The organism is Pseudodesulfovibrio aespoeensis Aspo-2 (assembly GCF_000176915.2).
In the GTDB taxonomy this organism is placed as follows: Bacteria; Desulfobacterota; Desulfovibrionia; order Desulfovibrionales; family Desulfovibrionaceae; genus Pseudodesulfovibrio; species Pseudodesulfovibrio aespoeensis.
In genome coordinates, this window is the sequence record NC_014844.1 from 399,884 (window position 1) to 412,992 (window position 13,109).

Below are 13,109 nucleotides of genomic sequence, written 5' to 3' on the forward strand. Positions count from 1 at the left end.
ATCCCCGATTCAAACAGGAACAGGCCGCTTCGGTGTGGAGCGGCCTGTGGTTTTTGTCTTGGCGGATCAGGAGGCGGAGGGCAGGGTGAAGATGAAGGTGGACCCCTTGCCCGGCTCGGATTCGACCCAGATCCTGCCGCTGTAGTGCTCGACGATCTCGCGGCAGATGGTCAGGCCCAGGCCGGTGCCCTTGGGTTTGTCGCCCATGGTGGCCGTCTTGGTCTGGTGAAATTTCTCGAAAATCCTGTTCTGGTCTTCGGGGTGGATGCCCACGCCCGTGTCCGCGATCTCCACGCGCACCTGCCCGAAGCGGGGAAAGGCGCGGACCGTGACGCTGCCGTCGTCAGTGAACTTGGCCGCGTTGTTGAGCAGGTTGATGAGCACCTGCTGCATGCGGTCCGGATCGGCGATGACCACGGGCAGGGCCGGATCGATCTCCGAGACCAGCCCCACCTGGGGGTTCTGGGAGAAAAGCCCGGTGACCGACTGCACGGCGGTCTCCACGATGTCGCTCATGTTCAGCCGCTCGTCGCGCCAGCCCATGCTGCCGGACTCGATCTTGTTGAGGTCGAGCACGTCGTTGATGAGCCGGGTCAGCCGCTCGCCCTCGTGACTGATGATCAGAAGGTTGTTCTGGATGCGCTGGCCCTTCTTGACCAGCAGCGGCTCGTTCTGGGCCAGGGGCAGGTAGTTGCGGGTGAACTCCTTGTGCAGCAGCTTGGCAAAGCCAAGGATGGACGTGAGCGGCGTGCGCAGCTCGTGGGAGACCGAGGAGAGGAAGGCGGATTTCATCTCGTCGAGTTCGCGCAGTCGCTGGTTGGCCTCCTCAAGCTCGCGGGCCTTGTTGACCAGGTCCTCGGTGCGTTCGCGCACCAATTGCTCCAGGTGGCGGTTGAGATCGGCCAGATCCTGCTCGGCCTTCTTGCGGTCGGTGATGTCTTCGAGGATGCCCTCGATGAAGATGATTTCTCCGCTGTCGCTGTAGATGGCGCGGGCGTTGAGCGAGCCCCAGATGGTCTTGCCGTCGCGGCGGTAGTACTCGGCCTCGAACCGCTTGATCTCGCCGCGCTCACGAACCTGCTTGTAGAAATCCTGCATCCGGTCCGGGTTGACCATGATTCGCGAGCCTAGGGAGCGGACGTTGGAGAGGAACTCGTCCAGGGAATCGTAGCCGAAGATGCGGGCCATGGCCGGGTTGGCCCGGCGCAGGACACCGTCGGGCGTGGCCTGGAGGATGCCCTCGATGGCGTTCTCGAAGATGCCCCGGTATTTTTCCTCGGCTTCCTGGAGGGTCTTGTTCATGGCCTGGAGCTTCTTCTCCCTGGCCTCGATCTCGGCGGACATGCGCCGGAACCGGGTGGCGATCTCGATCAGCTCCGTGTGGCGCACCTCGCCGAACTCGTAGGAGAAATCGCCCTTGGCCACGCGGGCGATGCCCTGCTGGAGCACATGGAGCGGCTTGTTCAGGAAGATGCGCAGCAAGAGGCCGGTGATGGCCAGGATGACCGAGATGGCCACCACGATGATCAGGGTGGAGACGAGCATCTGCTCGTCGAGCTGCTGTTTTTCGCGGGTCAGGGTGAAGTCGATCTCGGCCCGGCCAATGGTGCGGCCCTCGAAGACGATGGAGCGGACCTTGCTGAAGTCCGCCAGTACGCCGGAGAATTTTTCGTGGGCAAAGACCACCTCGTTGCGCGAGCCGTAGATGCGGATTCCCTGGACCATGTCGTCGTGGGTGTAGACCGATCCGATGAGCCGGGCGTTGTCATAGTCGAGGTTCCAGATGGGTACGGCCAGGATCTCGGCCACGCTGGCAATGGTGTCCTCGCCCTTTTCCTCGGCCTTGCGCCACATCTCTTCGGACTGCTGCCAGTAGACATAGCCCGCCATGGCCGTGGCCACCAGCAGGACGATGCCCACAAGGCTTGCCGTCAGGTCACGGGAAATGGACCTGCTGGACAGGAGTGGCCGCTTGGGGGTGGGTGTGTCGTGGCTCATGTACGCTTCCGGCTGACAGGAGGGGATGCGGTGATGATATTACTCCTCATTCCAGCCCTCTTCCCTACACAACTCGGCACGCCGTGTCATCCTCATTGTCGATCCAACGCAGGGAAATCGTTGTTGCGGCGCGTTCCGGCTGACAGGCGTTGTGTCCGCCAACATACTGGAAATAAATGATGTCTTTGCGATGCTGGCGGTGCGCTTGCCCGGCATGTTCCGGTGTAAAAACGTCACAGCCCATATCGGGCCGCGATGGCCCTGAACGATTCGCGGGCTTCAAGCCGTTCCAGGGCCTGGGCAAGTCGGGCAGCGCTCTCCTGGTCGAGGGAGGCGGGAACCAGCAAGTCCACGCTGACTGGCGAGAGCAGCAGCGGGCTGCCAAAAATCCTGGCCGGGAGGTGCATGGCGTCCACGGCGTGGAGCAGGGACAGCCACTCCCCCGCGACAAATTCAACCTGTCCGGCCACCAGCAGTTTGAGGCCCCTGGTCGCGTTGGGCACGGGCAGGAGTGCCACTCCATGGCGTGTCGAGAGCAGCGGATCGCGCGGGTCGCCGCGCACCACGGCCACGGTCTTGCCGCGCAGATCGTCGCGGGAGCGCAGCGGCGTCCCGGCCCGTCCGATGGCCGCAAAGCGCGAGTGGAGCAGGGGGCCGAGGCTGACCACCGCCTTGTCAGACCCAGGTCCGCCGGGCATGACGGCCATGTCCGCCTTGCCCGCCGCCAGGGCGCGCAGGGCATCGGCGCGGGAGAGCAGGGTGGCCGTCGATTCGCAGCCCGCCCCGGCGGCCAGGGCCAGCCCGAGCTCGCTGGACAGCCCGGCGGGCTGGCCGCCCTGGGCAAAGCCGTAGGGCGCGGAGTCCACCACTGCGATGCGCAGCGTCCTGGTCTGGGCGTGACCGTCCCAGGCGAACAGGACGCACGCCAGCAGGGCACAGGCGGTCATGGGGGCGTGCTGACGCAGCATGGGCGGTCTCCTTGTCCGGGTGGTGAAAAGTCCATAATAATCGCAAACGGCACCCTTGACAACCGGACGCCGCCAAATTCTCTGCCCCTTTCCTCTGCGTCCCCTTTTCCCGGCATCCGGGCACCCGCTTCATCGCTTGCCTTCGGCCATGGAGTGCAATAGAAAGCATCATTCATGCGGCACAAGATTTCCCTGCTCCTCATCCTCTGGGCATTGGCGGCCCTGCTGCTGCCCGCCAGCCAGGGGGCGGCCCATCCGCACGTCTATGTGGACGCCTCCCTGACCTTTGTGGTGGACGAGTCCGGGCTGGTCGCCATGCGTCAGCAGTGGCTTTTCGACGACATGTTCAGCCAGGCCATCATGGCCGACCTGGAACTCGACGCCGCATCCCTGGCCACGCCAGCCGGACAGGCGGCCATCAGGGACGGGGCCTTTGCCTATCTCGCCAACTACGATTACTTCACCCTGATCGAGTCCGGCGGCAGGCGCATCCGCCCCGCGGCCATCGAGGATTTCCATGCCTCCCTGTCCGACGGGCGGCTGGTCTACCGCTTCACCATGCCCCTTGGCCTCGGCTTTGACCAGATCAGGAATTTCCGGGTCGCCATCTTTGACAAGGACTACTACACCGACATCCTGCTGGTGGCCGATGCTATAAGCTTCGAGGTGGGCGGCATGGCCCAGGTCAGCCACGACATTCGCCCGGCCAGGGACCACACCTACTGGCAGTTTATCGTGCCTGAGGCCGTGCACCTCTCCATCTCGGGTGCGCCCGGCAGCGCGCCCGACCTGCCCGCAGCCACGGTTGCCCAGGACGCGCCCGGCCCCATCGAGCGGCTCATGGCCCTGGTCCGCTCCGTGCAAAAGGAGCTGAACCTGCGCCTCAACGGGTTTGCCGCAGACATCAAGACCGATCCGTTCGGCCCGGCCCTGTGGACCTTCCTCGGCCTCGCCTTTCTCTACGGTGTGGTCCACGCCGTGGGCCCTGGCCACGGCAAGACCGTGGTCTGTTCCTACTTCCTGAGCAATCCAGGTTCGTTCTTCTCCGGCGCGCTCATGGGCAACGCCATCACCTTTGTCCACATGGCCTCAGCCGCCGTGGCCGTGGGTGTGGCCTACATGGTCTTCTCCACCGGCATGGGCGGGTTTCAGGCCGCCAGCCGCGCCCTGCAACCGGCCAGCTACGCCCTGCTCGCCCTTATGGGTCTCTTCCTGACCGGCAAGGCCCTGCTCGACGTGTCGCGCGGCGGACTCATCGCCGAAACCTCCTGCTCCATAGACCACGAGGCTCTGGGCAACGCGGTCAACATCCGGCGCGTGCTCATGGTCTCTTTTGTCACCGGGCTGGTGCCGTGTCCCGGCGCAGCCGTCATCCTCGCCTTCTCCATCGGCTTGAACATCTTCTGGGCCGGGGTGGCCGCCATCGTGCTCATGGCCGCGGGCATGGGCCTGACCACCACCCTGTTCGCCTGGGCCGCCGTGGCCGCCCGAGGCCTCACCCTGCGCATGTCGGGAACCAACGCCAAAGTCTTCAACATCGCCTACGCCGGACTCTCCATCTGCGGCGCAGCCTCCATCGCCCTGTTCGGCGCGGCCTTGTTCATGAGCAGTATTTGATCGGGAATGCCGGGGGGAAAACTGTTGGAAAAAGTTTTCCCCCCGGACCCCCCTTTCCAAACTTTTTGGGTCTACGCCGCCTGGAAGGGCGGGCGGGATAGGCAGGGTTTGATGGCGGCGCAGGGGGCTGCCGTCAGCACGAGGTGGGCTTCTTTTTGTCCATACTTTCTGTAAAAGCTCTGCCTTTCCGCGCATCCACGCCCTCTCCGCCGCTCTGCTTCCCCAACCTCGCCTTGCGGCGGAGCGTATGCGGTTTCCCCCTCTGGTCGCCGGAGGCAAAAAACAAAACCGGACCGGAACACTGGTTCCGGTCCGGCGTCTCGGTTGCGGGCGCGGCCCTCAGAGGGTCGGGTCCATGGCCGAGGTCAGGAGCCTAGCGATGTCCTTGACATCGGGCCTGTATTGGCCCGAGAGGATTTCGGACTTAAGCTTGGCGATCCTGCGGGCGCGTTCGTCCTCTTCCTCCTTGCGGAGGCGTTCGGACCTGCTGGCGTCGAAACCTTCAAAGACGCGCTCGGTCTCCACGCTGGCCGCGCATTCGTCGCGGCGCTCGTCGTGCCTCTTCATCAACCCCTCCCTGGGTCTATGAAGCCCTGGGGGAAGGACCTCCCAATCCTTCCTCCGAGTCTCCCCGTGTCCCGTTGCGGCAGCCTCTGTCCGCATCCATGCGGCCAGCTTCTCCCGCACCCGGCATTGCGCCGTCCCTGCCTGGGGCAGGGCTACCTACTGGCGGTTGCCCTTCTTATCGGTCATGGCAGGCGGAAGGGTTAGGGGGCGCAAATTCTTTTACGCTCCTGTAAATATGCTGCAATATCTGCTGGTTGTCTGGCATGGGAATTGTGTCGCGCTGTGCCGGGTGCGCAGCCATGGGGAGAGAAAACACAGCGGGACAGAGGGGTTATCCCATGACAACCGAAGGCAAACCAGGCTATGGTCCGGGCATGCGGGACATGAAGAAAATCTGCCTCATCGACAGCCCGGTGACGCTCAAGGCGGCCTTTGAGGAGCTGGGATGCGAGGTTCTGGCCCTGAATGGATCGCCCGAGCCGTTTCTCGCCCTGGACGAGACGCTGGCCGAGCGCGGTTTTGCGCCCGATCTTGTCATGCAGGTGGAATCGCTCGGCCCGCGCTGCCTGGTGACCGGGCTTGACGGGCTGGACTGTCCGGCGCTGCTCTGGTGTATCGATCCGCATCTCAACGGCTACTGGCATGGCGCGTACGCCCGGCTTTTCGACCTGACCTGTTCCACCCAGCTGGCGTCTGTGCCGGTCCTGCGCCAGCGCGGGGCGCGGGATGTGCGCTGGCTGCCCACCTTCGGCCACGGCTCGGCCTCTCCGGATCATGCTGCGCGGGCCTGGGACGCGGCCTTTGTGGGCCGCCTGACCGCAGAGCGTCCGGCGCGGACATGGATGGTCCGGCTCCTGGAGGAGCGGTGCGCCGGGTATGCCCTGGCCGTTCGCCAGGGGCTGACCTTTGGCGCGATGATGGATCTGTATCGTGATGCGCGCATCATTCCCAACCAGTCGATCCTGGGCGAGGTCAACTTCCGGCTTTTTGAGGGGGCGTCGTGCGGCTGTCTTGTCCTGAGCGAGGCTCTGGGCGAGGAGCAGGAAACGCTGTTTGCGCCGGGGCGCGAGTTCGATACCTACGGCGACGCCGTGGAACTGGACGAGAAACTGACCATGTACCTGAAGAATCCCCGGCTGACCCAGGCCATGGGTCGGGCGGCCCGAGAGCGGGTGCTGGCCGAGCATACCGCCCTGCATCGGGCGCGCCGCATCCTCGAATGGGCGCGCGATGCCGTGGATGGCAGGGCGCGGGGGCGCGACGCCGACCTGTGGACCGCCCTGACGGCGGCGGCCATGCAGGAGGGCGGGGTGATCGGAATTTCCGCCGGGGAGGCGCTCGCCCGGCTGGCCGGGTGTGGCTGCGACCCGGCCACGGCAGACATCTTTGCGGATGTGGCCTGTGCGATCCTGCGTGTCCAGGCTGTGGACGGCAAGACCGGCCCGATGGCGTCCACCATGGACGCACTGCTGGCCGTCGGTATGTGTGCGGATTCGCCCGGAGTCAACCTGACAGGGTCCATGGCCGCGTTGCGCCTGGGCCGATTCGATGCGGCCAGGGCATTCTGGTACCGCCATGTCAAGGCCATGGGTATCAGCAATCCCGGTCAGCCCGACACGCCCGCCGCCCTGCTGACCCTGTGGGCCAGGGATCTGTCGCGCCGGGGCCGGGTGGTCAGGGCCGGATTCGCCTTTGACCCGGCTGTCCACCTGCCGGATTCCGCTGTGGAGTGTCTGCTGGCCTTGCTGGCCGACCAGCCCGAACATCTGCCCACCCTGCGTCTGCTCGACGCCATGCTCAGGCCGCTACCGGGTCTGTCCCAGCTCCGGGTGGGCTTTCTCTCAGTCCTCACCCTGCACGAGCGCAAGGAGTGGCGGCTGGCCCTGGAGCTGGCCCTGGCCAGCCTGCGGGCCTGTCGGCTCGCATCGGGTCTCGATGAACTGGCCCTGGCCCGAACTCTGGCCCGGTCGCAGGGGCAGGACAGCGCCTTTGCCCGCGCCCTGGCCGTGGGTGATCGCTCCGGCCTGCTGGCCGCCCGGCTCGGGGCGTGATAAAGGGGAGCGGTTCCGGCTCCCCTCAGGCTGCTGACAAAGGCCCGATTGCGTCGTTGCTTCAAAAAAGGCAAGCCCTCGCGTATTGCATATACGCGTCGGCCTTGCCTTTTTTTCGCGCCTAGCACTCGAACCTTTCTCAACAGCCTGCCAGAGTGGGTTTTGTCAATACTCTGAGGGGAGCGGTTCCGGCTCCCCTGTTCTCGCTCCGGGTCCGTCCGTCCTGCCTGTCAGTCCGCAACCGTGTCTTGCATCTGCGCGATTTCCTGCGCCTGATCCTTGGCAATGTCGATGAACATGATGCCCAGGCCCGGCTTCTTTGCATCCGAGCTGCACCAGCGGATGCTCGAATAGATGGGCCGCCGGTTGGCGAGGCCGGGGATTCTGACCTGGGCAAAGGTCTCGCCCTTGAAGGTCTTGTCGGCCTTGATGAAACATCCGCCCGGCGAGATGTCCAGGATCAGCCCCTCCAGGGTCTCCGCCATGCTGGGGTCGTCCTCGCGCGCAAAGAGGCAGGGGAGCAGCGCCCCAACGCGATTGTGGCCGCGCTGGCGTTTGCCTGACGTGTCGTTCAGGTTGTCCAGAAACCGGTCCATGGGATCAAGGTAGGCCACGGAGCCGACCCTGGGGTTGGGCTTGGTGCGCAGGACCGGAAAACAGCCCGCATAGCTGAACAGGCGGTCGCGCTCGGCCCGGCTGGCCCGCATGACCTTGCCGATCTCCAGCACGAGCCCGGCGGCCTCGGCATCCTTGAGCCGGGTCAGGAGGGTGGGCACGTCCCTGATGAACACCGGCGGATTGCCATGGCCGGTCAGGTCATTGCCATACAGGGCCGGGGTGTCCGTGAGGACGAATATGGTGCTCTCTGCTGTCACGGCAACCTCCCTTTAGGCCTGTCTCAAGGGGACTTGGAGCCTCCCCTATAGCCTCTGGGACGCATTTATGTAAAGTGGTCGGCAGCCTGGGCCACCAGGGGTGTCGGCTGCCCGCCGCTGCCGATCAGATCGCCGCAAGCCTTGTGACGAATCGTCACCTGGCCGTCATGCACCGGAGCGCGGCTTGCTGCATCTTGCATCTAGACATTTTCACGAAAACTGGTCACTGTCTCAGTCATGAGTGAAGAACGTTCAGCGGAGGTGCCAATGAAGACAATTCGGTGACTTTCGGTCCAGGCCGGCCCAGGCCGGTCGATGACGGTGGAAGCTGCGTGTGATGCCGAAAGAGTCAACACCTAACCATCGGACGGGGGATTATGGCCCAGAAGCACTTTGTCCTCGACACCAACGTCCTCATTGAAAATCCCAAATGCATCGCTGCCCTGCGAAACGGGCAGGAAAACGAGATATACATTCCCTATACCGTCCTCACCGAGCTGGACGGGCTGAAGAAAGACCCGCGCATCGGGCACATCGTCTCCCAGGCCGTCCGGGCCATTCTCCATGACGAACTTGTCACCATCTTCCCGCCGGATTTCGCGCTGACCCTCACCGACGACGTGATGGACGACCGTATCCTCAAGGAAATCCTGCACATGGCCCCGGTCGAGGCCACGCTGATCACCAATGACCGCATCCTCCAGATCAAGGCCAAGTGTTTTGGCATCCCCAGCGAGGAGTATCGCGACTCCGACCCCTTCCGTTCGGAATCGCAACGCTACACCGGGTTTGTGGAGGACGACGAAGAGATCGTGCACAACTGCTTTCGGTGGGAGAACGGCACACCCGTGTTCCACGGCCCGGAAGGGCCCAAGCCCATCGGCTATACCCACGAGATATGGGGGGTGAAACCGCGCAGCGTCTACCAGAACCTCGCCCTGGAACTGATGCTCCAGGAGGGTATCGACCTCGTCTCCATCCAGTCCGAGGCCGGGTACGGCAAGACCTTTCTCTCCCTGGCCGCCGCCCTCTACCTGACCCTGGAGCGCAAGGACAACCCCTACCGCAAGATCTATCTGGTCAAGCCCGTGGTCGAGATCGGGGCCAAGATGGGCTACCTGCCTGGCGACATAGAGGAGAAAATGCTCCCCTATATCAAGTATATCCAGGATCTGCTCATCAAGCTCCACGACATCCGCCCGGCCAACCGCATCTTTGCCAACCCCGAAGGCGACTCGTTCAAGCTCAATGCCAAGAAGTTCGAGATCCAGCCCGTGGCCTTTATCCGGGGCATGAACATCGAAAACGCCGTGGTCATCATCGACGAGATGCAGAACCTCTCGCGCGGCGAAACACGCGCCCTGCTCACCCGCATGGGCGAAGGCGTCAAATGCATCTGCCTGGGCGATACCCGGCAGGTGGACAACCCCTACCTCAACGAATCCAACAACGGCCTCAACTGGACCGTGAAAAAACTCAAGGGCTACAAGAACTACGCCCACATGGTCCTCAAAGGCGACCGCTCGCGCGGCCCCATCACGGACATCGTCCTCAAATCGAAATTGTAAGGGGCGGGTGTGGGGTGAGGTGAGAGATTCCGGGGGGAAAACTTTTGAAAAAGTTTTCCCCCCGGCCCCCCCTTTCAAAACTTTTTGGGTCTATGCCGCCTGGAAAGGCAAACGGGAGAGGAAGGGCTTGATGGCGACGGAGGGGGCCGCGCGTCCGCACTGGGCGCGCTTCTTTTTTGTCAAAACAAGAAGAGGGTTGACGAGCCGCGTATCCACGCCCTCTCCGCCGCTCTCAAGGCCTTGGTTCTCATCAGCCCTTCCTTGCGGCGGAGTCACAAAAAGTTCTGGAAGGGGGAGTCCAGAGGGGGAAACCTCTTCCAAGAGGTTTCCCCTCTGGCCGCCGGAGGCGTGCTTCTGCGGCTATTTGCCGAACGGGCATTTGGGGAAGGAGCAGGTCTTGCAGTTCATGCAGAAGCCGCCCTCGCCCAGGCGGGCGAGCATGCGCCGGGTCAGGGTTTGCCCGGCCAGGAGCCGGGGCAGGATGACATCAAGCGAGGTGGTCTTGTAGAACAGGGCGCAGGCGGGCACGCCGATGATCTGGGCGCTGCCCAGTCGGCCCACCAGGGTCATGGTGCCGGGCAGCATTGGCACGCCGTAGAGCGCGTCGCGCAGTCCGGCGTCCACCAGGGCGGTGCGGGTGACATCGTCCGGGTCCACGGACATGCCCGCCGTGGTCACGATCAGGTCGCATCCGGCGTCGAGCATGGCCCTGGCGCTGGCGGTGATGGTTTCGCGGTCGTCGGGCACGATGTCGGTTTTGGTCACCTCGCAGCCGAGGTTGATGACCTTGGCCGAGATGATGGGGATGAACTTGTCATCGATGAGGCCCTTGAAGACCTCGGTGCCGGTGACCAGGATGCCGACCTTTGCCCGGCGCAGGGGCAGGATTTCAAAGACCGGGCTGTCGCCCAGGGCGGCCAGGGCGCGGCTGAACTTGTCGCGCGCGATGTAGAGCGGAATGGCGCGGGTTCCGGCCACGCCCTTGCCCTGGGGCATGAGCGAGCCGTCGTGCCGGGTGGCCAGCATGACATCGGGCGAGAGGTTGAAGCGGTCCAGGGCGTCGAGGTCGATGGAGAGCAGTCCGGCATGCTCGGCAAAGAAGTTGATCTTGCCCTCGCGCGGGTCGGGGTCGTAGGAGATGCCCGGTCCGGCCATGCGTTTGGCAAAGGCCTTGACCGCGTCGTTTTCATGGACCCACTCGTCGCCGGGCAGGTCTTCCTGGACAAAGACGTTGTGCTTGCCGATGCGTTGCAGGCGGCAGACATCGCCCGCCTCCAGGGTGTCGCCCGCGCTGGTGACCGGGCCTTTGGATTCGCCGGGCACGATGCCGGTCATGTCGTGCAGGGCCTTCTTGCCCACGGCCTGCTCCACGGGCACGGCCCGCAGCAGCGGTGCGTCATCGAGGCAGCTGGCGTCGTCCGTGGTCACGTAGGGGGCCTCGCCCTGGCAGCCGCGACAGATGGGGCCGTCGCTGGTGGGGTAGGCCTCGGCGCAGACCGGGCAGACGTCGATGGCTGACATGTGGCCGTGGCCGAGATATTTTTTGTCTATGGTGATGGGCCGGACAGAGCAGATGGTGTCCCCGGCTGCCTCGATCTCGGCAAAGAGCTTGTCCGTGTCCTGCTCGGCCTTGGGCGTAAGCTTCATGAACCAGCCCTTGATCTCGGGCCAGGCCTCGAGCTTGTCCTGGTCGATGGCCACGCGGAAGCCCTGGCCGGTGTATTTGTCGTAGAGGGAGACGGCGTAGCGGCCCAGCAGTTTGATCTTCATCCAGTTGTTGCCGATGCTGCACACGGTCAGGAGCTGGACCGCATCGGGCAGACATTTGCCGGACTCGACCATGGCCTCGAACAGGGTGCCCTTGGGCAGCCGCCCCTTGGCCGCCTCGACCATGTAGCCGCCGATGAGCAGGCCCGGAGCCGGATAGCCGTGAAAGTCCTTGGCCCTCTGCTTGAATTCCTCAAAAGTGTATTGGCCGATATTCATCTGATCTCCCCTTGGTGGTTGTTTTCCTTTATGCCCGCTGCATGGTGCATGGCTCAATGCGCCTCCGCAGGCAAGCCACTATGCCATGCGCGGGCCTTGGGCGCAATTGCTTGCCCGCTTGTGCTGTTTCATCACAAAGTCACATGCCGTTTGCAAAGAGGAGGGCCCCGCTCCATGAGGAGCGGGGCCCGTGTTCTCTGTAGCCCGGCGAGGTGACGTTACGTGGCAGGGCTTTGGAGGCTGCTAGGCCTCGGTGCAGCCGCACTCAGGGGTGCAGCCGCATTCGTCCTCGGAGGAGCAGCCGCAGGGCAGCGCCTGGGACTGGCCCATCTCTTCCTTCACGCCGGTGGCGATCTTGAAGAGGATGGTCACCACCAGCGCGCCGATGGCGTACACCATCATGGAAACCAGCAGCTCCTTACCCGTGGGCCAGTAGGGGGTGATGGTGTGGAACGGGGTCGGGTTGAAGCCGCCGATGAGCAGGCCCAGGCCCTTGTCGATCCAGGTGGCGATCACGAGGATGCAAAGCGTCCAGGGGAGCAGCTTCAGGTTGTTGCGCAGCTTTGGCGTCACCAGCAGGGTGATGGCCACCGCAGCCAGGGCGATGAAGGTCCACATCAGGCCGACCAGTTCGGTGTGGCCGTGATAGCCTGCGAACAGGTAGACCAGCGGGTGCATGTGGCCCGGCATGTTGGAGTAGAAGGCGGTGAAGACCTCAAGCATGAAGAAGAACATGTTCACGCACATGGCGTACATGATGATCTTGACCAGGGTCGTCAGTGCCTTTCTGGGCATCTTGAAGGTGGTGAACCGCTCGGTGACCATCATCACCAACAGGAGGATGGCGGGACCGGAGCAGAACGCGCTGGCCAGGAAGCGGGCTGCCAGGATGGCGGTGAGCCAGTAATGGCGGCCAGGCAGGCCCTGGTACAGGAACGCTGTCACCGTGTGGATGGAGAAGGCCCATATGATGGAGGTGTAGATGAAGGGCTTGAGCCACTTGGGGTGCGGCAGCCGCGCCCGGTCGGCCTGCAGGCAGGTCCAGCCCACCAGCAGGTTGAGGCCCAGGTAGCCGTTGAGCACGATCATGTCCCAGAACAGGATGGAGTTGGGCGTGGCGTGCAGGATGACGTTGAGCATGCGGGTGGGCTGGCCGATGTCCACCACGATGAAGAGCAGGCACATGATGCAGGCGGCGATGGCCATGAATTCGCCGAAGATGACCATGTGCTTGTTGGCTTTGTAGTTGTGGAAGTAGTTGGGCAGCACGATCATGACGCCGGAGGCCGCCAGACCGACCAGGTAGGTGAACTGGGAGATGTAGAATCCCCAGGACACGTCCCGGCTCATGCCCGTGATCTTCAGGCCGTTGACGATCTGGTCGATCCAAGCCATGGACCCGATGGTTATCAGGACCAGGAGGAACGCGATCCAGCCGTAGTATCTCTTGGAACCTTTCAAGGCTATTTCGAGCATTCT

General features: G+C 63.7%; 10 protein-coding genes. 3 read left to right on the forward strand and 7 right to left on the reverse strand.

The genetic code is table 11. From position 1 onward, the window contains the following. Window positions 1-66 precede the first annotated feature (66 nt). Together DAES_RS01780 and DAES_RS01785 are read right to left on the reverse strand one after the other, a co-directional pair. Window positions 67-1,998 (reverse strand): sensor histidine kinase, encoded by a 1,932-nt coding sequence (locus tag DAES_RS01780; protein ID WP_013513321.1) that lies wholly within the window; start codon window positions 1,996-1,998, stop codon window positions 67-69. Between the two features lie 233 nt (window positions 1,999-2,231). Then, window positions 2,232-2,966, reverse strand: a complete 735-nt coding sequence (locus DAES_RS01785; protein WP_013513322.1) for a substrate-binding periplasmic protein — start codon at window positions 2,964-2,966, stop codon at window positions 2,232-2,234. 174 nt (window positions 2,967-3,140) lie between these two features. Between DAES_RS01785 and DAES_RS01790 the strand changes: the two genes are divergently transcribed. Continuing rightward, on the forward strand, window positions 3,141-4,583 hold the full coding sequence (locus DAES_RS01790; protein WP_013513323.1) for a HoxN/HupN/NixA family nickel/cobalt transporter: 1,443 nt from the start codon (window positions 3,141-3,143) through the stop codon (window positions 4,581-4,583). Window positions 4,584-4,922: 339 nt separating this feature from the next. On the opposite strand, the gene DAES_RS01795 is transcribed toward DAES_RS01790, so the two are convergent. Further along, the gene (locus DAES_RS01795) at window positions 4,923-5,150 is read right to left on the reverse strand and encodes a flagellar biosynthesis anti-sigma factor FlgM (protein WP_013513324.1); all 228 of its coding nucleotides are present in this window, start codon (window positions 5,148-5,150) and stop codon (window positions 4,923-4,925) included. 338 nt (window positions 5,151-5,488) lie between these two features. Between DAES_RS01795 and DAES_RS01800 the strand changes: the two genes are divergently transcribed. Further along, window positions 5,489-7,201 (forward strand): glycosyltransferase family protein, encoded by a 1,713-nt coding sequence (locus tag DAES_RS01800; RefSeq protein WP_013513325.1) that lies wholly within the window; start codon window positions 5,489-5,491, stop codon window positions 7,199-7,201. A gap of 230 nt (window positions 7,202-7,431) precedes the next feature. On the opposite strand, the gene DAES_RS01805 is transcribed toward DAES_RS01800, so the two are convergent. After that, window positions 7,432-8,076, reverse strand: coding sequence for a PilZ domain-containing protein (locus DAES_RS01805; protein WP_013513326.1), 645 nt, complete (start codon window positions 8,074-8,076; stop codon window positions 7,432-7,434). Window positions 8,077-8,141: 65 nt separating this feature from the next. Beyond that, the gene (locus DAES_RS18020) at window positions 8,142-8,276 is read right to left on the reverse strand and encodes a hypothetical protein (protein ID WP_269077521.1); all 135 of its coding nucleotides are present in this window, start codon (window positions 8,274-8,276) and stop codon (window positions 8,142-8,144) included. 177 nt (window positions 8,277-8,453) lie between these two features. Between DAES_RS18020 and DAES_RS01810 the strand changes: the two genes are divergently transcribed. After that, window positions 8,454-9,644 carry a PhoH family protein gene (locus tag DAES_RS01810; RefSeq protein WP_013513327.1) on the forward strand — a complete coding sequence of 397 codons (1,191 nt, stop codon included), beginning with the start codon at window positions 8,454-8,456 and terminating at the stop codon, window positions 9,642-9,644. A gap of 360 nt (window positions 9,645-10,004) precedes the next feature. On the opposite strand, the gene DAES_RS01815 is transcribed toward DAES_RS01810, so the two are convergent. Both DAES_RS01815 and dsrP read right to left on the reverse strand, forming a co-directional pair. Then, window positions 10,005-11,630, reverse strand: a complete 1,626-nt coding sequence (locus tag DAES_RS01815) for an FmdE family protein (protein WP_013513328.1) — start codon at window positions 11,628-11,630, stop codon at window positions 10,005-10,007. 243 nt (window positions 11,631-11,873) lie between these two features. Continuing rightward, entirely contained in the window at window positions 11,874-13,106 is a 1,233-nt protein-coding gene (dsrP, locus tag DAES_RS01820) for a sulfate reduction electron transfer complex DsrMKJOP subunit DsrP (RefSeq protein ID WP_013513329.1), read from the reverse strand. Window positions 13,107-13,109 lie beyond the last annotated feature (3 nt).

Bases quoted from the DNA above. Each gene is read 5' to 3' on its own strand.
- dsrP (WP_013513329.1), bottom strand. From the start codon at position 13,106: ATGCTCGAAATAGCCTTGAAAGGTTCCAAGAGATACTACGGCTGGATC.
- DAES_RS18020 (WP_269077521.1), bottom strand. From the start codon at position 8,276: ATGCAAGATGCAGCAAGCCGCGCTCCGGTGCATGACGGCCAGGTGACG.
- DAES_RS01780 (WP_013513321.1), bottom strand. From the start codon at position 1,998: ATGAGCCACGACACACCCACCCCCAAGCGGCCACTCCTGTCCAGCAGG.
- DAES_RS01795 (WP_013513324.1), bottom strand. From the start codon at position 5,150: ATGAAGAGGCACGACGAGCGCCGCGACGAATGCGCGGCCAGCGTGGAG.
- DAES_RS01790 (WP_013513323.1), top strand. From the start codon at position 3,141: ATGCGGCACAAGATTTCCCTGCTCCTCATCCTCTGGGCATTGGCGGCC.
- DAES_RS01815 (WP_013513328.1), bottom strand. From the start codon at position 11,630: ATGAATATCGGCCAATACACTTTTGAGGAATTCAAGCAGAGGGCCAAG.
- DAES_RS01810 (WP_013513327.1), top strand. From the start codon at position 8,454: ATGGCCCAGAAGCACTTTGTCCTCGACACCAACGTCCTCATTGAAAAT.
- DAES_RS01785 (WP_013513322.1), bottom strand. From the start codon at position 2,966: ATGCTGCGTCAGCACGCCCCCATGACCGCCTGTGCCCTGCTGGCGTGC.
- DAES_RS01800 (WP_013513325.1), top strand. From the start codon at position 5,489: ATGACAACCGAAGGCAAACCAGGCTATGGTCCGGGCATGCGGGACATG.